The organism is Rhodococcus sp. IEGM 1241 (assembly GCF_033142365.1).
GTDB lineage: Bacteria > Actinomycetota > Actinomycetes > Mycobacteriales > Mycobacteriaceae > Rhodococcus_F > Rhodococcus_F erythropolis.
Map to the genome: position 1 here is coordinate 68190 of NZ_JAWLSE010000010.1, position 21107 is coordinate 89296.

22 protein-coding genes and 1 pseudogene are annotated in these 21107 nt (G+C 58.0%); 14 read left to right on the forward strand and 9 right to left on the reverse strand.

Going from position 1 to position 21107, the window contains the following annotated elements; all coding sequences use genetic code 11:
* Positions 1-10 precede the first annotated feature (10 nt).
* Positions 11-919 carry an amidohydrolase family protein gene (locus tag R4P70_RS28785; RefSeq protein ID WP_099698969.1) on the forward strand — a complete coding sequence of 303 codons (909 nt, stop codon included), beginning with the start codon at positions 11-13 and terminating at the stop codon, positions 917-919.
* 53 nt (positions 920-972) lie between these two features.
* Here the strand turns inward: R4P70_RS28785 and R4P70_RS28790 are convergent, their stop codons facing one another.
* Positions 973-1644: an enoyl-CoA hydratase/isomerase family protein gene (locus R4P70_RS28790; protein WP_099698970.1), complete on the reverse strand. Its 672-nt coding sequence runs from the start codon at positions 1642-1644 to the stop codon at positions 973-975.
* A gap of 183 nt (positions 1645-1827) precedes the next feature.
* Here R4P70_RS28790 and R4P70_RS28795 point away from each other — a divergent pair, with 183 nt between their 5' ends.
* The 9 genes and pseudogenes from R4P70_RS28795 to R4P70_RS28830 all read left to right on the forward strand — a co-directional run bounded on the left by R4P70_RS28795 (position 1828) and on the right by R4P70_RS28830 (position 8647).
* On the forward strand, positions 1828-2415 hold the full coding sequence (locus R4P70_RS28795) for a TetR/AcrR family transcriptional regulator (RefSeq protein WP_099698975.1): 588 nt from the start codon (positions 1828-1830) through the stop codon (positions 2413-2415).
* A gap of 263 nt (positions 2416-2678) precedes the next feature.
* Positions 2679-3188, forward strand: a complete 510-nt coding sequence (locus R4P70_RS28800; RefSeq protein ID WP_235868040.1) for a MaoC/PaaZ C-terminal domain-containing protein — start codon at positions 2679-2681, stop codon at positions 3186-3188.
* 726 nt (positions 3189-3914) lie between these two features.
* Positions 3915-4286, forward strand: a pseudogene (locus R4P70_RS32775) (PAS domain-containing protein); the annotation flags it as partial.
* A 123-nt stretch (positions 4287-4409) separates the two neighbouring features.
* The gene (locus tag R4P70_RS28805) at positions 4410-4640 is read left to right on the forward strand and encodes a helix-turn-helix domain-containing protein (protein ID WP_235868043.1); all 231 of its coding nucleotides are present in this window, start codon (positions 4410-4412) and stop codon (positions 4638-4640) included.
* A 187-nt stretch (positions 4641-4827) separates the two neighbouring features.
* Positions 4828-5184: a carboxymuconolactone decarboxylase family protein gene (locus R4P70_RS28810; protein ID WP_099698972.1), complete on the forward strand. Its 357-nt coding sequence runs from the start codon at positions 4828-4830 to the stop codon at positions 5182-5184.
* Between the two features lie 342 nt (positions 5185-5526).
* Positions 5527-5832: a hypothetical protein gene (locus R4P70_RS28815; protein ID WP_317833022.1), complete on the forward strand. Its 306-nt coding sequence runs from the start codon at positions 5527-5529 to the stop codon at positions 5830-5832.
* A gap of 81 nt (positions 5833-5913) precedes the next feature.
* Positions 5914-6201, forward strand: coding sequence for a hypothetical protein (locus tag R4P70_RS28820; protein WP_317833024.1), 288 nt, complete (start codon positions 5914-5916; stop codon positions 6199-6201).
* 225 nt (positions 6202-6426) lie between these two features.
* On the forward strand, positions 6427-7791 hold the full coding sequence (locus R4P70_RS28825; protein WP_317833026.1) for a CoA transferase: 1365 nt from the start codon (positions 6427-6429) through the stop codon (positions 7789-7791).
* Between the two features lie 148 nt (positions 7792-7939).
* Positions 7940-8647, forward strand: coding sequence for a transcriptional regulator (locus R4P70_RS28830; protein WP_317833053.1), 708 nt, complete (start codon positions 7940-7942; stop codon positions 8645-8647).
* A gap of 77 nt (positions 8648-8724) precedes the next feature.
* On the opposite strand, the gene R4P70_RS28835 is transcribed toward R4P70_RS28830, so the two are convergent.
* A complete protein-coding gene (locus R4P70_RS28835) occupies positions 8725-9630 on the reverse strand; it encodes a thioesterase family protein (RefSeq protein WP_099699169.1) in 906 nt (301 codons plus the stop codon).
* A 92-nt stretch (positions 9631-9722) separates the two neighbouring features.
* The gene (locus tag R4P70_RS28840; protein WP_099699168.1) at positions 9723-10520 is read right to left on the reverse strand and encodes an alpha/beta fold hydrolase; all 798 of its coding nucleotides are present in this window, start codon (positions 10518-10520) and stop codon (positions 9723-9725) included.
* A 659-nt stretch (positions 10521-11179) separates the two neighbouring features.
* Here R4P70_RS28840 and R4P70_RS28845 point away from each other — a divergent pair.
* The 3 genes from R4P70_RS28845 (at position 11180) to R4P70_RS28855 (ending at position 14093) form a co-directional block, all read left to right on the forward strand.
* Positions 11180-12196, forward strand: coding sequence for a zinc-dependent alcohol dehydrogenase (locus R4P70_RS28845; protein ID WP_099699167.1), 1017 nt, complete (start codon positions 11180-11182; stop codon positions 12194-12196).
* Positions 12197-12301: 105 nt separating this feature from the next.
* Positions 12302-13183, forward strand: a complete 882-nt coding sequence (locus tag R4P70_RS28850) for an NADP-dependent oxidoreductase (RefSeq protein WP_317833031.1) — start codon at positions 12302-12304, stop codon at positions 13181-13183.
* Between the two features lie 124 nt (positions 13184-13307).
* Complete coding sequence (locus R4P70_RS28855) at positions 13308-14093, forward strand: crotonase/enoyl-CoA hydratase family protein (RefSeq protein WP_317833033.1); 786 nt, start codon at positions 13308-13310, stop codon at positions 14091-14093.
* Between the two features lie 224 nt (positions 14094-14317).
* Here R4P70_RS28855 and R4P70_RS28860 read toward each other — a convergent pair whose 3' ends face one another.
* The gene (locus R4P70_RS28860) at positions 14318-14917 is read right to left on the reverse strand and encodes a TetR/AcrR family transcriptional regulator (protein WP_317833035.1); all 600 of its coding nucleotides are present in this window, start codon (positions 14915-14917) and stop codon (positions 14318-14320) included.
* A 145-nt stretch (positions 14918-15062) separates the two neighbouring features.
* Here R4P70_RS28860 and R4P70_RS28865 point away from each other — a divergent pair, with 145 nt between their 5' ends.
* A complete protein-coding gene (locus R4P70_RS28865; protein WP_019744600.1) occupies positions 15063-16280 on the forward strand; it encodes an acetyl-CoA C-acetyltransferase in 1218 nt (405 codons plus the stop codon).
* Between the two features lie 224 nt (positions 16281-16504).
* On the opposite strand, the gene R4P70_RS28870 is transcribed toward R4P70_RS28865, so the two are convergent.
* The 5 genes from R4P70_RS28870 to R4P70_RS32780 all read right to left on the reverse strand — a co-directional run bounded on the left by R4P70_RS28870 (position 16505) and on the right by R4P70_RS32780 (position 21075).
* Positions 16505-17131 carry a TetR family transcriptional regulator gene (locus tag R4P70_RS28870; RefSeq protein ID WP_317833037.1) on the reverse strand — a complete coding sequence of 209 codons (627 nt, stop codon included), beginning with the start codon at positions 17129-17131 and terminating at the stop codon, positions 16505-16507.
* Between the two features lie 179 nt (positions 17132-17310).
* Positions 17311-17703 (reverse strand): VOC family protein, encoded by a 393-nt coding sequence (locus R4P70_RS28875; protein WP_099698993.1) that lies wholly within the window; start codon positions 17701-17703, stop codon positions 17311-17313.
* A 39-nt stretch (positions 17704-17742) separates the two neighbouring features.
* Entirely contained in the window at positions 17743-19359 is a 1617-nt protein-coding gene (locus tag R4P70_RS28880) for an AMP-binding protein (RefSeq protein WP_317833040.1), read from the reverse strand.
* Positions 19360-19366: 7 nt separating this feature from the next.
* Complete coding sequence (locus tag R4P70_RS28885; protein ID WP_180279717.1) at positions 19367-19996, reverse strand: TetR/AcrR family transcriptional regulator C-terminal domain-containing protein; 630 nt, start codon at positions 19994-19996, stop codon at positions 19367-19369.
* Positions 19997-20775: 779 nt separating this feature from the next.
* Positions 20776-21075, reverse strand: a complete 300-nt coding sequence (locus R4P70_RS32780; RefSeq protein ID WP_099698989.1) for a helix-turn-helix domain-containing protein — start codon at positions 21073-21075, stop codon at positions 20776-20778.
* Positions 21076-21107: the final 32 nt, after the last annotated feature.

Below are 21107 nucleotides of genomic sequence, written 5' to 3' on the forward strand. Positions count from 1 at the left end.
TCAGACATAGATGTGTAACAGCACCGTTGGAGATGATCAGTTCGAGCCCGATGAAGCCAAGGATGTGCGGGCAGTGTGGCGAAGCCTCGGGCTTCCCGGAATCATCGATGTCCACACGCATTTCATGCCACAGGCCGTGATCGACAAAGTCTGGGCGTACTTCGATGGAGTTCTGCCCAGTACTGGAATCGACTGGTCGATCACCTATCGCTCGGACGAATCGACGCGTGTGCGTACGCTGGAGGACTTCGGCGTGCAAAAGTTCACATCGATGATTTATCCGCATAAGCCGGAGATGGCGGAATGGCTCAACTCATGGGCGCACGACTTTGCCGTTCGAACTCCGCAATGCCTATCGACCGCGACTTTCTTTCCCGAGGCTTCGGCGGCGAGATATGTGGGAGAATCGATAGATCGTGGTGTGCGAATCTTCAAGAGTCACATACAGGTTGGGAATTACGATCCGAACAATGCCATCCTGGATCAAGTGTGGGGACAGATCGAGGATGCGGGCCTTCCTGTAGTGATTCATTGTGGGTCCGGTCCGGCACCCGGGCGATACACGGGTCCTGCTCGGATCGAGAGTCTGCTCGCGCGATTCCCCGATCTTGCGTTGGTGATCGCACATATGGGGATGCCGGAGTATTCGGAGTTTCTTCGAATCGCGGAGAGATACCCGAAGACGCGTTTCGATACCACGATGAGCTTTACGGACTTCACCAATCGGTTCGCGAGGTTTCCCGACGATGAGCGGGAGACATTGATCGCGCTCGAGGATCGAATCCTGTTCGGAAGTGACTTTCCCAATATTCCGTACAAGTACGCGGATGCGCTGCGAGCAATTGTCGACCTGGACCTTGGTGCGGCGTGGTGCAGAAAGGTGTTGTACGAAAATGCACTTGAATTGTTTGAGCTGTAGTCGTCTTTGACGTCCCGGGCCCTTGCGATCGGCCCGGGACGTCTAGGTTGGCGTCAGAGACTCACACTTGTTTTTGATGACAGCGCCGCGATGGCCGTCGCGTACATCGACTCTTTGATCGCTCCCAACGTCGGCCGATCCTTCCCCTTCAATGGCAACGCCAATTCGAAGGCATCGCTGAGCAGGTTCGTCTCCGAACTCGTCCGGTCCACGATGCCGAGACTTTCGGCTTCGGTTCCGCCCACCCGTCGGCCTGTTGTCATTGTGTACGTAGCTGTTTGCGGCGTCACCTTCGAGAGGATGAGCGCCGTCATTCCGGGAGTGAAGGGAATGCGTATGTCGACCTCGGGAAGGCAGAAGAACCCGCGGTCTTCTCGCATGACTCGAAAGTCGTGAGCGAGTGCGAGCATTGCGCCTGCACCGAATGAATGTCCAGGCAGTGCTGCAATAGTCGGTATGGGGAACACGAGAATTCGGCCGATCAACTCCTGGACACGTTGTGAGTACGACGCGAGTTGGTCGCTATGAGTCATCAGCCACTCCAGGTCGAGGCCGTTGGAGTAGAACTTTCCGGTACCGATGGTGATGAGGCATTGCGCCTCGCTCTCGAGCACATCGTCGAGGATCGATTCGACTGTCGACAGCCAGTCGATCGAGAACCGATTCTCGTCGTCTCCGAGATCGACTACTGCGACGGCGTCTTCTATTTGCAGGGTGGGGGGCATCTCAAAACCTTCTGTATTGATGCGGGTGGGTGGCGGCCTGCCGTGCAGGGCGCCGGAACAAGGCTATAACGATCGTTATAGTGGAGTGGTGTGATTCTCGGTTTTCTCGGATATCGACCATCGGTGTCCGTGGGTAGAATCTGGAGTCGTCCGCGGCAATCGGCCCGGGGGATTGGAGTGAACATGGTCGATCGCAAACGTGATTCGAGGGAGCGCATCGTGGCGGGCGCTGCTGACATGATGAGTCGGCGCGGGCTCAATGCGACGAGCGTGCGCGAGTTGGCCAAGCATGCGAAAGCTCCCCTTGGTTCCACCTATCACTATTTCCCGGGTGGCAAGAAGCAACTTGCCGCTGAAGCCGTAATGTTCGCGGGCTCTTCGGTGAGGCTTGCCTTGGCGCAGGAGTTGGCATCTCACGGGCCAGTGGCGGGTCTGCGTGCATTCCTTGAAATGTGGCGGAACATCGTGTTGCGGAGTGAATTTCGCGCTGGTTGCCCGGTGTTGTCGGTTGCGGTCGAAGATGTCGATGTTGAAGAGCCGAATCCCGCCCTGGCTGCGGCTGCAGATGTCTTTTCCGCGTGGGAAGAACTTTTGTCGACTTCATTGTCGGAGGCGGGTGCGTCAGTCGTCGATGCTGAACAGGTGGCGACATTGGTGGTGGCTGCGGCCGAAGGGGCGGTTGCCATGTGTCGCGCCAAACGTGCCACTGATCCGCTCGATCGGGTTGCGATCCAACTCGAGCAGCTGATCGGGTCGGTCATTTCATCCTGAAACATGGTCGTGTCTTGAGAGGTGCGAACTACCAACATTCGAACTGACCTACCTGGAAAGTGCGATCGATGTATCTCCTCGCCAGCAGTACGAGCGCGATCTGACCGCGAGTCTGTTGATGGATAGGCGCGCCGGATACCGAGCTCTTCCGGAAGTCCGCCTGGGGTTACGTCAATGAACGCCAGGTCGGTTCGATCTACCAGGCCGGTAACCCGGTAAGGGCGCAGACTTTTCGATTGGCGCTCACAGTGCCAGGCGGTGCTATGAGCGACCGGCGCGAAGTGGGACTGGTCGAGGAAGCGGCGAATCTGATTCTCGCGGCCGCAGGCTTGTCCGAAAAACCGATGCAAGTGGTCACGTCATTCAGTGTGCGCAATTGCGAGAATCAGCGAGGGCCGCGACTGGTAAGGCTTGATCTCCTCTGGTGTGCGATGGGTTGGGCTTCTCGACGTCCGCAGCAACTCTTCCCCATACCGCGGGACGCTCGGACCTGGATTCACTCCGACGTCGACCGCGCTTTCGAAGGACCCTTCGGGACGACGATCGCGCACGGCCCACTCACCCTGAGTCTGATCGTGCCATTCATGGCGGAGATATATGAGGTCTCCAACCGCACCATGGGCGTCAACTACGGTTTCAACAAGGTCCGCTTCCCGGCACCTGTACTGGTGGGCTCACGGGTCCGCGGACGGCGAGTCCTCGCCTCCGTCAGCGAGGCTGACGGAGGCGTACAGGCCGTGCATGGCGTTACAGTCGAAACGAGAGGGCCATGAGCGCCTAGTGTGCGTCGCAGAAAAGATCACTCGAATCGACATCTGATTAAGTAAATGGCCACTCATCCTGAGATCTGGTGTGGTGGAGGAAGTTGAGTTCAGTGTGCACGGCGGGAAGCGCCGACTGATCGGATCTGCACCGCTGTGCGGATCATCGTCTCGCGCATGGACCCCTTGCTCGTGACACGTCTCAGTTGTAGTCGGCTGATTGTCTCAATTGGCAGGTGAACGAGTCGCAGATGAAAACTGACGCGCGCGATCTTTGCCCGCGCGACAGGTATTGCGGTCGCATCTCGTCGAGTCAAAGCAAGTGTGGCGCTACGCATTTCGTCCCGGTGGAGCCATTCGGCCCGTTTTCATCATCGCTGCTTCGAGGTTCGCGTCAAAGTGGCTGGATGGCGAAATATTCACGTACGCAACGGTGGACGACTCTGATCGGTGAAGTCGATCGGAGTAGGTGTTCGGAGCAATATGCTGAGTCAGGTGGCGGGTGTGCGCCTTTGCGAATCGACTCTGCCGGCAGGATTGTCGATCAAAAGGCATGTGGACCCGAGATCGAAGGCAGGGCGTGGTTGTCGAAACGAGCGCTCTGCCCTTCGATCCGGTCTCATTTGCACAGGGTTTTGAACTCAAGCGAAGTTATATCAACAATTCGTTGACATGTGATCCCGGTCATGCATACAATTCAACACCAAGTTGAATTGTCGGGGTTGGAGGAAAGTCGCAATGCAAAGGGGTCGGGCGAAAGTGCTCTCCGAAGCCGAGTCCGAAGAGTCGACTACGGAATTGCTGAGGGTTCTTGGGGAAGTTGTAGCTCCGTTGGCGTTGGCGATGCCTCTGCCGTCCGAAGTTGTGTTGCACGACCTTCGGAGACTTCCCAATTCCATTGTCTCTATTACCGGAAATGCAACAGGGCGACGTATCGGTGACCCTGCAACTGATGTGCTGCTTCAACATTTGCAGTCCGGGGAAGACGTTGTCGTCGGGTATCCCACGGATTTGCCGGACGGACGAGAGGGTAGATCGACGACTGTCATACTTCGCCTCGAAGGGGGTGATCCGTTCGCTGCACTCTGCGTGAACGTGGACGTAACAGGTTGGCGTGCTGCGGGTCAGTCGGTGGAACGATTCCTCAGGGTTGGGGGTGCCGAGCAAGTCGCGAGTCGCATCCCTGATACCTCGTTGGCACCGACGACGTCGCCTCGCCCTTCCGAGGGTGAGATGTTTGTTCGCAATGTCGAGGAATTGGCGACTGAACTGATTCGCCGTGAGATTGCGCGTATCGGGATTCCGGTCGAGGAGATGAAGAAGCGGCACAAACTTCGAGTCGTCGCAGGCCTCGAATCGAGGGGAATGTTCATGTTGAGGGACGCTGTCGACACCGTGGCGTTGGCACTCAACGTAACTCGCTTCACGATCTACAACTACATGAGCGAACTGGCCTCGGAATAAGTGATTTCGAGGGACTTGATCGGATACACGATCGAATCGAGATCGAACTGAGTAGTCCTTGCTCCTATCGTATTTCATTCAAATCCGGACAATCTTCGGACCAGCTAGTGCCATCCAAGGACTCTGTCGTGAGCAGGGTGAAATCTTGCGATTGGTAGTCGAATCCACCGAGAGGAAACACGGACCAATGGTCACAAATCACGACGCACACAGTCATGAAGACGGTAATCGTGCGTATGTTCGAGCTCTCAAGCAGCATGCACCGCAGGCGCTTGCTGCCTTTTCTGCATTTGACGAGGCTTCGCTGCGCGCGCCGGGACGCGCGATCCCGCGCAAATACACGGAGCTCATCGCTGTGGCAGTCGCGTTGACGACGCAATGTTCCTCATGCATCGATTCGCATGTTGTCTCTGCACGCACCGCGGGTGCAACTGAGCAGGAGCTCGCAGAAACAGTGTTCGTCGGCGCCGCGCTACGTGCTGGGGCTGGGATGTCGCACGGGCTGGCTGCGCTCCGCGCATACGACACTCCGACGACTTCTTGAGCGTTTGGCGCCCGCGCCCTCGGCGAAAAAATATACAAATCAAGGAGTTTCACGTTGCATATTCTGTCCATGCGGTTCAAAAGCGGTAGATCCGATGAGGAGCAGGAGGCGATCTCCCGCAGCAGCTTGCCGGTATTTCGGAACCTCGCCGCGTTGAAGCAGAAGTACTACGTTCGGAATCACGCCAGCGGGGAGGTCGGTGGAATTTACGTCTGGGAGACGTCGGAGGCGCTGCGAGACTATCTCGATGGGCCAATCGTCAAATCCGTTCCGGATCGATTCGCGGTTGTTGGACCGGTTCGCATCGAGACGTTCGAGGTAGGTGGCGCTCTGACCAATGACATGACGCTCGCAGTGAAGCCGATGATGTCTGTTGTGCGTTTCGTCAGCAACAAAAGTGAGTCGGACCTGCAGGCGATTTCCTCGGCAAGCCTGCCAAGTTATCGATCGACGGCGGGCCTTGCCCAGGTTTATCGCGTGAAGAGTACAGAGACGCGAGAGGTTGGCGGAATGTACTTGTGGGAGAACGAAGAATCGATGCGCGGGAATCTCGATGGCCCGAATGTGAGTGCCATTCCGGCGGTCTTCGACGTTGACGGTGAGGTCGGTATCGAGGTTCTCGAAGTGAGGCTCATCCTAAATCAGTGACTTCGCGAGATCATGCCAGTCGCTCGACTGTTGTTGAGAGTCAATGAAACCCGTCACAACGACGCAAACGAGGAAGCTAAAGTGATCATCTCGTCTATTCGCTTCAAGAGTCACAAACCCAACGAGGAACTGGTCGCGATGTCCAAGGCCGGCTCATTCCATTTCCGAGAGATCGAAGGACTGGAGGAAATGTATCGCGTGACAGATGTCAACACAGGTGAGGTGGGTGGCATCTATATTTGGGACAACGAGCAGGCGATGCGCGATTTTGTCGAGGGGCCGATTGTCAAGGGTATCGGAGAGCACTACGACGTGGTCGGCACAGTTCGCATCGAAATCCTCGAAGTCAGCCACACCTTGCACACCTAGGCCCGTCGATTATTTCGCAGTGGCTCAGTCTTGTCGGTTTGTCGAACCTCGCGGAAACCGACGGGTGAAGCCCGGCGCCGGAAACTCCGCCACAACCTCTGAGAACGGATTTACATGCCTTCGGACAGGTCCAGTTTCGTAGCCGAACTCGACAGAGTACTGAGTGGGATCGGATTGTGTCGAGACAATTCGGTAGATGACCTCCATATCGTCAACGACAAACCCATGATGCGATCCGTCACGGACCTGGGTCGAGCGATGGGTATCCCGATGATGGCCGTCGCCGTCGCAATCGCCGACCTCTGGCAACGACGAACCGGCGAGCGTCAGACGCTCTCGATCGATCTTGCACAGGCAGTGCACGCGATCAATCCACTTATCGGAAACTCCACTCTCATCGGTGGCTACCCGCCCAATTTCGGATCGATCCTCACACCGCATCAAGGCAGTGTTTTCATGGGCGGTCACATGGTGAGTCCTTTGCTGACTGACGTCTTTCGTACGAGGGACGACAGATGGGTTCTCCCGAGCGCCTTCTTCCCCGCTCAGCGCGATGCGCTGCTCACGCTGTTGGATGTTCCTCACAACAAGCAGTCGATCGCCTCGGCGATCTCCAGGTGGGATCCGTTCGAACTCGAAGAGCGCGCCAATGGAGTCGGCGTCCCGTTGTGCGTAGTGCGCACTCGAACCGAGTTCGAGGATCACCCGCAGGGACAGGCGATCCTCGACGAGCCTTTGATCACGATCGAAAAGATCGGCGATTCTGACCCTGAACCACTTCCTGACTCCCTTCAACCACTCGGTGGTCTCCGCGTTCTCTCCTATACCCGCGCGATCGCCGGACCAGTCGTCGGTCGCACACTCGCAGAACACGGCGCGGATGTTCTTCACGTCAACGGACCGCATGAATTCGAACACGACATGGTTTGGGCAGACGTCGGCGTCGGAATGCGATCGGCCCGACTGGACTTGCACGAGAACGCCGGCGCGACTGCATTTCGTTCGCTCCTCGGTGAGTCTGACGTGTTCGTCCAGAACATCCGTCGCTCGAAACTCGATTCCCTCGAACTTGGTGCTGCTCAGGCGGCCGCGTTACGTCCAGGGATCATTTACTGCTCTTTGAATTGTTACGGATTCACCGGACCATGGTCGGACCGCACCGGATTCGATACCCAGGCACTCGCATTCACTGGGTACCACACCGGGGAAGGAACGCAGGGAGCTCCGACGGGTCCGCCTACTGGAGTGCTGAACGATTTCATTCTGGGATACATGGGTACCGCAGGCATACTCGGGGCCTTGGCACGGCGTTCGACGGAAGGAGGCAGCTACCACGTCAAGCTATCCCTCAGCCGACTGTCTGCCTGGTACCCATCCCTTGGGAAAATCGACAAGGCTGCTCTCGACTTCGGGTCAGCATCCCACGGATTGCCGAAGCCGGTGCAGTTCACTACGCAAACTCCTCTGGGAGAACTCCGTCGTCAGATTCCGCCAGTGAAGTACTCGAGCACACCAAGCCGTTGGAGTGAACCTATTCTGGTTCCACGAGGGTCGAGTCCTGCAGAATGGCGGACTCGCGCGCCTCGATGACCCGAGAATCCAGCAGCGGTTTCAACTTGGTGTAGAAACAAGGGCAGTTGCCCATTGAGATTGCCAAGGGAGAAAGTGGCTCTACATGCCTTCACCACGGAAATCGCCGTCCACAAGCAAGAAATCGATCGCCGAGCCGGCGGATTCGATGCCTTGTCTTCCTCATTCCGAGGACCGAAACAGTGCAGTGGAGGTAATTGCCAGCGTCGTTGCGCAGTTGGACTCGGTTCTCCCCATCGGAGTCGAAGTCGTCCTCCACGACTTCGACTTGATCCCGAATTCGATTGTGGCTATTGCCGGTGAGTTGACAAACCGCGAGGTTGGCGACCCATCACATTCGATGATGTTGGAGAGGGTGACGGACATCGGCAAAGATGGCTTCGTGTCCTTCGAGTCGGTCATGACGGATGGCAGGAAGGTCCGTTCAACGAGTATCGAAGTTCGAGATCTCGATGGAGCGGCCGTGGCTGCACTGTCGGTGAATGTCGACATCTCACCGTGGGAGGCGATGCGGGACCTCGTGGATTCGGTTCTGCACGGCGTGTCCGGGGGACAAAAACACGTTGGTGAAGTTTCAAATGCTCCTGCCGTTTCGGCCGAGTTGGATGGTCCGTCGCCAAATTTCGTGCGTAACGTCGACGAGCTTGCAGTGCTGATGATCCGGCGGGAGATTGCTGCTGCCGGTGTCGCTGTGAAGCGTATGTCGAGGGCTGACAAACTCTCGGTGGTGCAAAGACTGAACGACCGTGGATTCTTTCTGATCCGTGAGGCGGCAGTCCAAATAGCGGACGCCCTCGAAGTGACCAGGTTCACGGTCTACAACTATCTCAAGGAAATCGAGTCGAACGATGCGTGAATTCGGGTCATTCCGATAGGCGGAAGATGTTCTCTTCCAGTTGCACGGTGTCGAGCAACCAGGATGCGGCGGGAAACTCAGGCTTGAACTCGTTCCGGCCGTTTCTCGACGAGGATGTTTTGAGTAACCCTCCCTACCGGACCGTCGGGCGTGTGGAGGACTGCAGCGCTCATGGCAATTCCGTCCTGGCCGATCGAAGTCTCACACGAGAGGCCGATCCAGCTGCTGCGCGGAGGGGCGAACAGATGAATTGTCAGTTCGGTGTTGAGAAAGGTCCACTCGTGGGGATCGAGACGGGCGCCGAGTCCGTTGGCCAAGTCGGCCAACGCGGTCGTAGCGGCGAGGTCACTCGTTGTTTCACCCTCGACGAGTGCTTGATTCAGCCTCACCCAAGCAGTGGTAGGTGTGTTCCGGAGACCGAGCGGCGACGTTATCCGCCACTCGACGGTATTGGCGAACCCCGTCTTCCACGAGTCGGGTATCGGAGTCAATTCGCCGCCTGGCAGGTCCGGAGTCTCTATGTGGTCCAGAGTCGAGTCTGCGTGATGGGCTGCGTCGGCGGTAGATTGCGTCGCAAGTCGCCAGGCTCGTCCTCGAGCGACCGCGCGCATCGATCCATCGGGCATTGCTGCACAGACCTCGGCGGCGAGTAGCTCGATCCGATTGCCTGGTCGCTCGACCCACGACCGAATACTCATTCGGGACATGGGCACTGGTCCGAGAATCTCAACGGTCAGACGCGAAATGCGAGCAGCGTCACGTGGTCGGCAATGTTCTAGACTGCGAGCGAGTAGACCGGCGACTGGCCCCCCATGCTGGATACCGGGCCCCCACGGGCTGCCTACATGCGCCGACGGTATGAAGGTTTCCCATGTTGTGCCATCGAGTGCAATCTCGGTCGATTCGAGCCGATAGCAAGCTTCGATCGAGAGCGTGCCAACTGCACCCGATATCGGCGCTGCGGTTATGTCGGACTTCGCCATCGAGGTTCCTTGGATTGCCTATGCACTTCTGCAGTGACTGAGTGGTCGATTTCGTTGCAGCCCGGCCCCGGGGTGGGGCAGGTGACCGCCGGTTAAGCCTTGGCGTGGGCAGTGATGAACGCGGCAGTTTCAGCGGGGCGTTCCCACCAGAAGAGGTGACCCACGCCCGCCCATTCCTGGTGTGATGCGCCGGAAATTCGTTCTGCCAGTTTGCGACCTTCAGATGGCAAGATCATCTCGTCCTCGGCTCCGTGGATAACTGCTGCGCGAGACGTAATGCTCTCGAGTTGGTCAATTACGTTGTGTCCCAGGCACGCTGCAGCCTGTAGTTGTACGACGGCGGACGGGACCCGCCGCGCGGCCGAGGCTTTTGCGAAGCGTTCGTACTCCAGTGGGCGTTCGGCGAACTCGGCAGATACATTGACTTCGAATGCTGTCCGGACAGCTACTTCTGCGTTTCGGGAGGCTATCGCCTCGACAAGGCGGGGGGCTCCGGGCCCCTCGAGGCCGGTTGGCCCTCCAGCTGTGGTGCACCCGAAGATCACACTTCGCACCCGCTCAGGGGCCCGCAGGCACAGTTGTTGTGCCACCATGCCGCCCATTGACGTTCCGACCACGTGCGCGGATTCCCAACCGAGATTGTCCATCAGTGCTTTCGCGTCGTCGGCAAGGTCGGTCACGGTAAATGGTTCTTGTGCCCGTGAGCTCTCGCCGATGCCACGGTGGTCGTAGACCGCGACCGTGAATTGCGATTCGAGTCGGCTGATGAACTCGTCACCCCACATTCCGCGATGTGCCGACATGCCTTGGAGTAGCAGTAGCGGTTCTCCGGCACCTGTGACTTCGGCGTCGAGCGTCAATCCAGTTTCGGGGCGGACTGTGACCAGCATGTGGATCTCTCTTCTCGGACGGAGTGAAAGTTATTGGTGCTCAAGATGTTGAACATGTTGCGCTGTTCGGTGCCGCGCGTCGAAGCGATGCTGACCATTGTACCGTAGCGTATTTTTACGAACTGCATAGTGGAACCACATACGGGCTGTCGTTCGATCGCGCAAGTTTTGTCGAATGTGAGGGCGCGGTCGATTTCGGCTGGATCGCAAGCAGATGGTGTTCTGGATCCGGTCGGAGCAACTGTCACGTCGGCGGTGTCGTTGCGGCGGAGTGTTGGTGTGCAGCATCGGATCTGGATCTTCTTGAATGCAGAGGATTTCGCTGAATTGCGTGCAGTGTGACGCATGTTGTCATAGCGCGGGGTGTTGACGATTGGTCGTGATCGAGGCTTGCGTACTTGCGACGATCGGTTGTAGTATCGCCATTATGTCGACTGTCATAATGTTTGTTCGAGTCTAGTGCGAACTCAGTCGATCAGCTTGTCGAATCCAGACAGTCAGAGTGGTAGCGGGCATTGACCGCAGAGATGTCTCGCGCGTGACCAGATTGTGCTTGCCCTGGACTGGGTCCGTACGAATACTTTTGCGTTGCAACGCAATGTGAATGATCGAAGTGATCGTTTCTGTTCCCGATGATCACAAGTTCAACGAGGAGAACCATGAGAAGTCTGATCTTTGTTGCTCCAGGCCAACTTCGTATCGACGAAGTTGACGCGCCCGTGATTGTCGACGCCACCGACGCGCTGGTTCGTCCCCTTGCAGCGACAACGTGCGATCTTGACCATCACGTCATTCGAGGAATCACTCCGATGTCTGCGGCCGGCCCTTTCCCGATCGGCCACGAGTGTGTGGGCACCGTCGTGGAGGTTGGTCCGGAGTGTACCGATGTCAAGGTCGGCGACGTCGTCGGCGTTGCCTGGCACATTGCCTGTGGCACTTGTACGCAGTGCAGGCTAGGTCATACTGCGCGTTGCCTACTTTACGGCGACGCGCAGTATGGACTTCCCTTGAACGGTTCCTGGGGGGGAACGTTTTCAGAGCTGATTCGAGTGCCGTTCGCCGACTTCAATCTGGCTCCGCTCCCCAAGGGGGTCGACCCGGTTCATCTTGCCTCGATCGGCGACAACCTCGCTCTCGGATGGGAGTCGGTGATGCCTACGATCGCCGGCATCGATGATCCTGAGATCGCGGTATTCGGCGGGACGGGCTCGATCGGCCTGTACTGTGTCGACACGGCGGTTCATTGCGCTGGCGCCCGCACTGTGTATTACGACGATGATCCGACGAGAATGGCAGTTGCCGAGAAGCTCGGTGCCGAGGTCTTTGACATCAATGGTAAGCGAGAGAAGAACTTTCACCTGGCTATCGATGCCAGCGCGGATCCGGCTCGACTGCGGAAGGCTTTACTTTCCGTCATGCCTGAGGGGTACGTCAACAGCGTCGGGATTTACTTCGAGGACGTTCCGGTGCCCATGCTGTCGCTGTATCTGCGTGGAGTCAATTTCCACAATGGCAAGGGACATGCCCGTCCGAACATGACTCCTACCCTCGAGGCTGTCGCAGCGGGGACTCTGCATCCCGAGTTGATAACCAGTGGAATTTACGGGTGGGATGAGATGCCTGACGTATTGACGTCGAGTGAGCCGGGACACAAGCCGATCTTCGTGCTCGACTGATCGTCGTCATATGTGGGTGCTGCCTGAAACTGTTCGTGGACAGGAGGATTCGTGAAAGCCGTTTGTATCAGACCCGATGGAGAGATCGGTGTGGACGAGATTCCCATGCCCACACTCAGGCCCGGAACAGTGCGAATTCGCGTTGCGGCGGCCGCGGTCAATCCCGCGGACCTGGCTATGCGTACATTCGGCAGGTCGATGACAGGCGTCGACGGGCCGTGGGTGCCTGGTATGGATGTTGCGGGCGTGATCGATTCGGTGTCCGAAAGCAGTAGTTTGCAGATCGGGCAGCGAGTGATGGCAGTTGTGGTCCCTTACGGCGAGCAGACCGGCGGACAAGCAGAGTACGTAGTAGTGCCGGAGTCGTCTGTGGCCGTCATCGATGATTCGCTCGACTTCGCGGAAGCTGCAACAATTCCCATGAATGCACTGACCGCGCGCATGGCTTTGGTCGAAATGGGATTGGGTCGCGGGGATACCGTCGCCGTGACCGGTGGGGCTGGCCATCTTGCGACGATGTTTACATTGATGGCGTGCAACCAGGGGTTACACGTCGTAGCTGATGCCGACCCGACTGAGGCTTATTCAGTACGTGCGCGGGGGGTTGAACTGGTTTTCGATCGAGGTCCCGAGTTGGCTGAGCGAATCAGGGAGTCCTATCGCGATGGTGTCGCTGCAGTACTCGACACCGCGCTGTTGGGGGCCGATATTGTGAGGGCGGTCAGCGACGGCGGTGTACTAGTCACCGTGCGCCCAGGTCGGATCGCCACGGTCCGAGGTATTGATGCCCGGTTGATCCTTGTCAGCAATCACGCGACAAACGAGGCGGCGATGCGCAGCGTCGCCGAATTCGTGGGCGAGGGAGTGATCAGCGGTCGGGTGGCTGATGTTTACTCGCCGGACCGAGTAGCAGACGCATACCGGCGTCAAGCGGCGGGCGGTGTACGTGGTCGCTTGGTGCTCGACTTCGAAAAAGCGGGCAACTGACGAGCGGAGATCGGATGCAGCCGGCGCTTCATTGCCGGTGCCTCATATCCAGCCATCGATTGTTTCGGCAGAGTGCGCGGGTGAATCCTGCGCACTGAGTCTACGGAAAATTTTGGAGTACTGAATGAGTGAGAAGCCTGTGGGTGTGGTGCGTAAGTCGGTTGATGGTCGTGTCTGTGTTATCACGATCGATAACGTGGCGAAGAAGAATGCGGTCACGCCGGAGATGATGGATCAGTTGGCGTTGTGTTTGACCGAGTTCGAGGATGACGACGAATTGTGGGTGGCTGTCATCGAGGCGGAGGGGGAGCACACTACCGCTGGTCTCGATATGCCGAAGTTCTTCGGGCCGGGGGCGACGGTGAAGCCGCGGCCGCAGGGGTGGGTTGATCCGTTGGGGTTGCAGCGGCGGTGCAGTAAGCCTGTGATCACTGCGGTGCAGGGGATTACGTACACGGTGGGGATCGAGTTGATGCTTGCCGGCGATATCGTGATTGCTGCTGACACTGCGCGGTTCGGTCAGGTCGAGGCCAAGCGGGGCATCGCACCGTTCGGGGGAGCGCATTTTCGGTATCTCACGCGTATGGGGTGGGGAAATGCGATGTACCACTTGTTCACTGCGGAGGAGTTTTCGGCGCAGCGGGCGCTCGAGATCGGGCTTGTTCAGGAGGTTGTTCCGTTCGGGGAGCAGCGTGCTCGGGCGATCGAGCTTGCGCAGCAGATCTGCACGTGTGCTCCGCTCGGTGTTCGTGCGACGAAGGCTGCTGCGTTGACGTTTACCGAGCATGGCGAAGAGGCGGCGATTGCTGTGGTTCCGGCGATGCGGGAGAAGCTTTTGGCGTCGGCGGATTTCGTGGAAGGTGTTCAGTCTTTTGTCGAGCGCCGCGCGGCCGTTTTCACCGGCCACTGATGGAGCTGAGGAGGTGAGCGTGCCGACTGTGCCATTGCAGAGGATCTTCACTTGAAAGCTATTCTCTAGCTGACGGTTTGGTGTTGATGACAATCGACGCTCGTTCGTCCCGTTCGGGAGGTAATGGTTTGCCTGGAACGGGGTGCCGGAGTCGGGTGTTTTTCACCGACCGGAGAATTTGCTGACCGAGAAGTTTCAGGTCGTGACTTTCGTTCTATTGCTGATCATGTCGGATCAGGCAGGGAGTCGGGTCGACGCCGCGCGCCAACCATTCGTTGGGATAGCTCGCCGTACGCATGGGCGAGAGTGTCCGGGTCCGAATAGGTTTGGGATGGAAACCATCGACTCACATCGATCCCGAGCGATGTGATTGCCAGGGTAGTGGCCCCGATGTCGATGGTGTTGAACTCGTCGGATGCGTTGCCGTCAGTGATTATCTGTTCGAAGACGCGCGATGTCGAGCGACGAAGGGCGGCGATTGTTTCGAAATGGTCCGGGGCAAGCGAACGGAGTTCGTACTGCACCACTCTCGCGAGATCACGATTCTGTGCATGCCATTTGACGTATGCCCTGACTGTGGAGGTGAGGCGAACGCTGGGTGACTCGCCCGCGGGATCAGCCTGTTTCACGGCTGCGAGTGCACTCGTATGACCTTCGAGACTGATCGCGAACAGGAGGGATTCCTTGGATTTGTAGTGTGGATAGACAGCTCCAGGGCTGAGACTCAGACTCGCAGCGATATCGCGAGTGCTCGCGGCTGCATACCCCTTCACTGCGAAGACGGAAATTGCCGCGGTTCGTATTCGTGCGGCGGCCTTCGACATTCGCGTTCGGTCTCCATCTCGGTGCGGGTTGACAGGCTCCTTGTGAGTGGTCACTATATGCGAAGCAAGAAACTATGCGCTTGCATATTTTCACTCACACTAGCCCTCGGCGGCAACACCGCAACCGGGGGGTTCAGGAGTTTTCATGCCCGAGGCAGTAATCGTCTCAGCAGTACGGTCGCCCATCGGCCGCGCAATGAAGGGTTCGCTCAAGGACATCCGCCCGGATGACCTCGCAACTCAGATGGTTGCCGCCGCGTTGGCAAAGATCCCCGAGCTCGACCCCACCGAGATCGACGACCTCATGCTCGGTTGCGGCCAGCCCGCCGGCCAGTCGGGCTTCAACATCGCCCGCGTCGTCGCCGTTCAGCTCGGCTACGACTTCCTCCCCGGTGTGACGGTCAACCGTTACTGTTCCTCCTCGCTGCAGACCACCCGGATGGCACTGCACGCCATCCGCGCAGGCGAGGGCGACGTCTTCATCTCCGCCGGCGTCGAGTCCGTCTCCAGTTTCATCACGGGCAACGCCGACGGCCTACCCAACACCAAGAACCCGCTCTTCGACGCAGCGCAGGCTCGTAGCGCCAAGCTCGCCGAGGGTGGAGTCGCCTGGACCGATCCTCGCGAAGAAGGCCTGATCCCCGACGTGTACCTGGGCATGGGCCAGACCGCCGAGAACGTCGCTTCGGCCACCGGCATCACCCGCGAAGACCAGGACCGCTGGGCAGTGCGCAGCCAGAATCGCGCCGAGGAAGCCATCGCTCGCGGCTTCTTCGAGCGTGAGATCACGCCCGTCACGCTCGCCGACGGCACCGTCGTCTCCAAGGACGACGGCCCTCGCGCCGGCACCACCTACGAGGGCATCAGCGGCCTCAAGCCCGTCTTCCGCCCCGACGGCACCGTCACCGCCGGCAACGCCTGCCCGCTCAACGACGGAGCAGCCGCACTGGTGATCATGTCCGACACCAAGGCGAAGGCACTCGGCCTGACCCCGCTCGCTCGCATCGTCTCCACCGGCGTCTCGGGCCTCTCTCCCGAGATCATGGGCCTCGGCCCGATCCAGGCCGTCAAGAACGCCCTGAAGATCGCCGGCAAGTCGATCTCCGACATCGACCTGTTCGAGATCAACGAGGCATTCGCCGTGCAGGTCCTCGGATCCGCTCGCGAACTGGGCATCGAAGAGGACAAGCTCAACATCTCCGGTGGCGCGATCGCCCTGGGTCACCCCTTCGGTATGACCGGTGCCCGCATCACCAACACCCTGATCAACAACCTGCAGGAGCAGGACAAGACCTTCGGCGTCGAGACCATGTGTGTCGGCGGCGGACAGGGCATGGCAATGGTGATCGAGCGCCTCAGCTGATCTCGAGTTGGATCCGTTTCGGGTGAAACTGACTGAACCACAGCGTCACTGAGATCCATCTCGGAGTGTGGATTGCCGTCCGATATGAACGGAGCTTGCCGATGATGCCGAATGTATGCTTCGGCATCATCGGCAAGGAGCCAGTTCAGCGCGTAGTTGGCCGTCAGTTCCGGTAGCGGGTTTTGTAGGACCGTCGCCGAGAGGCGGGCCCCAGCCCCAGGCTGCTATTCAGTGGTCCCGACCGATCGAAGTGAAATTCGGATCATCTGCTCAACGAGCGTTGCGCGGGCTTGCGGGCTTGACGGATGAGCCCAAGTCCACATGAACGAGATCATGCCGGTGATTGCTCGCGCAGAAACCATGGGATCGTCGTCGCGGAATTCGCCTGAGCGAATCCCTTCCTCGATTATGTAACTGACCTTGTTGTCCACTTCAGCGCGGATTCCGAGAATCCGCCTACGGTCTTCGTCGCGTAGCGACGCAACCTCACTCGCGTATACCGCAAGATAGCCGCCGTGGTCGATGACGATCTCGGTCAGTCGACGTGAAAAACTGCGCAGTCGCTCAGCGGCGGACTGCCCTGGTGCTTCGGCGTTGGCGTTGACCGCGGACAGTGTCAGTTCGGCTCCAGCGGTGCACACTCCATTGAGTACTGCTGCCTTGTCCTTGAATTGGTAGTAGATGAACTGTTTCGATACTCCGAGAACATTCGCAATCGAATCGACGGATGTACCGTGGTATCCGTTCTGCAAGAAGAGTCCGACCGCTGCATCGAGGATCTGCTGGTGCTTGAGTTGCGCGATCTCGTCTTTGATGGAGAGGCGTGCATTCTCTACAGTACTTTTCTTCACTGCTCACCTGGGTCTCGTGCGCGATGCAGCCGGAAGCTGCTGGGTATGCTGATATACGTTACAGTACGCCCGTTTGGCGGCTCCCTCGTTCGCGGCGGGCCTGACTTTCGCCGCCCGAACCTGATGACGAGACTGCCGACGAGCAGAACATCTTGACTCATCGGCGGTCTCTGCAACGACTACGCTACGAAGAACTTTCGATTTTCTCCATTGACCTCGAACAGTTCGAGTAGCACGTTGTCAGGCGCAGTGGCCATGGCGAATCGTCCGTCAGGCACATTGGTCACGGCAGTTACCTGCACATCGTTCTTCTCCAGTCTCGCAATGGTCTCGGTCAAGTTCTCGACCATCATCCCTAGATGGTGGAACGAGTTCCGCGAGTGCTGGGGTGGGTTCCGTGATTCGAAGAGATGAATGCGTCCGGTGCCGATGGTCATGAAGATATTTCGATCACCGTCGATCTTTTCGTCGAAGACAACTTCGGCGTCGAAATTCGACTTGTAGAAGCGGCAGACGTTGTCGACCTGATTGGTAACAAGGTGGGTGTGGTGCAATGAAACTTGGCTGTTCATGGTGGACTCTCTGTGTTCGGATTCTGGGTTGTGAGTCTGCTACGCGGACTTGCGTTTCTTCATCGAGCGCAAATCAAATAGGCCTGGAATGTCAGAAGTGAAACCTCCCGGGAAGATTCTGTGCTTCTGAATCTTTTGGGTTCCGGTCGTCGGGAGAGTGTCGACGAAGTAGATCCAACCTGGCACCTTGTAGTACGCCAGCCTTGATTGTGCATGTGCGAACATCGCCGTTGCAGTCGTCAGGTCGTCCGACGCGGTGCCATTGGTGACCACGCAGGCGAGAACCTCCTCGTCGCGCATGGCGTCGGGAACCGCAAGTACAGCTACCTGGGCCACCGAGGAATGTTCCGCCAGTACAGCTTCGACCTCTGCGCTCGAAACGTTCTCGCCGCTTCGCCGAACTATATTCTTCCTTCGGTCGACGAAGAAGAACATCCCGTCGCTCGAGCGCGTGCAAAGGTCGCCACTGTGGAACCAGCCGCCCTCCCAAGCCTTTTCGGTTTCCTTTTCATTGTCGAGATATCCGGAAAAGAATCCGTACCTGGGATTTTCTGCCGAGTGACGTACAACCAGCTCTCCTGTTTCCCCGTCCGGCAGATCTTGGCCGAGGTCGTCGATGATCTTGGCTTCCAATCCAGGAAGAGTTCGACCACATGCTCGTGTGTCGATGTGGCGCGGTTCCCTGTCGACGATCAAGAAGCGCCCGGTTTCGGTCATGCCCCAGACTTCCATCAGGCCGATTCCGAATCGTTCTTCGAACCGAGCGTGTGCGGCCGGGTCTACACCTGCCCCGAATGCAAACTTGACCGAGTGCATTTTGTCCAAAGGGGATTCAGGTTGGGCCAGTAGAGCTGGGATCATGATACCGAGGTAGTTGAAGCGAGTGGCTCCGGTTTCTGCGACGTCGTTCCACCAGTTCTTCGCACTGAAACGGCCCGGCAGAATCAGGCACGCACCGCGTTGTATAGCTGCCCCGGCAGTCGTGACCATGGAGTTCATGTGATAGAGCGGGAGTGGATTCATCATTCGTTCGGTTTCCGGTGCTACTGCAACGTCGCCGTGAAGATCGGCGTAATAGCGCCCGGACTCTTGAACATAGACGTTGCTCAGGACGCACCCCTTGGGGTTGCCTGTTGTCCCGGAGGTGTAAAGGATTGCCGCAGCTCGATCACGAGGAGAGTCGGACATCGGGCGCACGATATCGTCCGACTGAGCCTTCAAGTGTTCTGGCGAGTCGACGGCTATCTGAATACTCCGCCCCGACAGCGTAATTGATTCCTCGAGTAGTGTGACGAGTGCAGGCAGGCAGACGACGGCTGCTGACTTCGAATGCGCGAGTTGATAGGCAATTTCTGGGGGAGTCAGATCGGTATTGAGGGGAACGGCGCATATCCCCAAGGAGTTCAGAGCTAGATAGTGAAAGAAGTACTGAGGCTGCGATTCGAAGGCCAACGCGATTCGATCACCTTCGCCAAAGTGCTTGCTTGAATAGATTGCTGCCAATTCTTTTACACGAGATAGCGTTTCGGAGTATGTGATCTCTGTGTCCACGCCCCATAAGGATGCCAGTCGACGAGGTGCCGCGAGGAACGGTTGATTCGGATACTTCGCAGTAGATTCGCTGAAGAGCGCGTACAGACTTTCTTGGATGGACATGTAACTCCTAGGTCTCGTGAAACTTCTCTGTCTCGCTGCTCGTGGTGAATGCCTTGTTGAGATTCATCATCAACAATGCGACTGCCTCGCTACTTGCATGATCGAAATCCCTTCCGGTTGCGGCTTTTTCGAGCGCAAGACCGAAGACTGACGACCAGAATCCGCGAGTGATGACGTCAGGCATGACCCGGGTTTCCCAACCGGTCCGCATCAGTGTTGCAACCATAGCCGTCTCGCCGGCGGTCTGAAGTCGGTCGAGCGTTTCGCGAATCACTTCGCTCAGTTCGGGTTTGCGTCGTGCCATCAACATGGCCTCGGCGAAGAACATCACCGACTCCGCTCCGGGGCCCAGTAGCCGTGCGATCAGCATGCGAGCGTGCTGATCAATCGACTCGCTGTGGCGGGATACTCGTTCCGCATCCTTCGCAGTTCTGAGCATCGACTGGCAGGCGGACTCGACGAAGAGTGCTTCCTTTCCTCCGAAGTGATGTGTCACCTGGTTCGGGTAAGCGGAAGCTTTCTCGGCAATTTCGGCTACAGATACTTTGTCGAATCCGCGTCGCGCGAACAGTTGTTCCGCTGCATCGATGAGCGCCTTGCGGGTCGGTTGTTCGGTTTTACGCGGGGGTCGAGGCATCGAAATCATCCGTATCGTCGAGATCTGCGTGGTCTGGCGCGTGGTCGGTCCGCGCACACGCTAGTCATCAAAGCACACGACTTGTACAACATACAAGATCTGACGTGATGCGATATGACGATGCACGAGCGTCTGTACGCGCGCTGCCCTGGAACTGTCGCGGACAGAGCGATGCGGCAATGTTCGCGCTGGAAATAGCGCCGCGTTTCGCGGGGTCTGTGACCTACGGGGCGGTAGCGATGACCGGTCAGAATGCCGGCAGAGTCATGATGCGGGTACAGCGGGAGTTTTCAGTGCGATGGAGCATTGCGGCTACGAAACTCGCTTTCGCGATGCGGGCGACTTGTCAGTCGATGCGACAGGTACTGCTTGCGCAGAGGGGTGGGTGAGAACAGTTGTTTCACAGGCCAACTCGAGATTGATCAGGCCAGACCAGACGCAGTCGCGGTGCTGCATGAGCGCTCGCTGTGGGCCCAGATCTGGGCGAGTCAACCAAGATTACTTGAACCATTCAATACCGACTCGGCAATCATCGAGTCGATTCGGGCGGTGCGCGACCCGTTGGTGGCAAAGGATGGGGGTGGTGAACACTTACGTCCCCAGGTTCGTGATTTCTGGCAAGCGACGCCCGACGGCGCGGAGAACCACTTCAGACCGTATCTGCAGCAAGTGCTGAACGATCACCGCGAAAGTCGCATCGTAATCGCGCACGGTGCCTGAAGTTGCCGCCTTGTAGACCAGTGATTTCCACAAGTCCTGTCATCTGCCAAGCGCGAGTCCTAGCTGCGATGCGACGGGGTTTCCAATTCACGATTGTCCGGTCTTGGACGGCGTGTGCAGTAAGAGGACGGAGCAACGCCTGTCCACCGTTTGAAGGCGCGACGGAAGGCGCTGGGCTCGGAGTATCCGAGTCGAGCAGATACGTCGTCGACGGATTCGCCGCGAGTCAGACCTGAGATGGCAGAGTCGCGGAGTGCTTCGGTCTTGATTTCACTCAAAGACGTCCCTGGATGTCGAAGTAGTTTCCGGAGGTGAGAGAGACTGATCGAAAGTCTTACCGGAACGTCCACAGCGCTCATCGTGACGGTCGGCCCGTCAATTTCGAACAGTT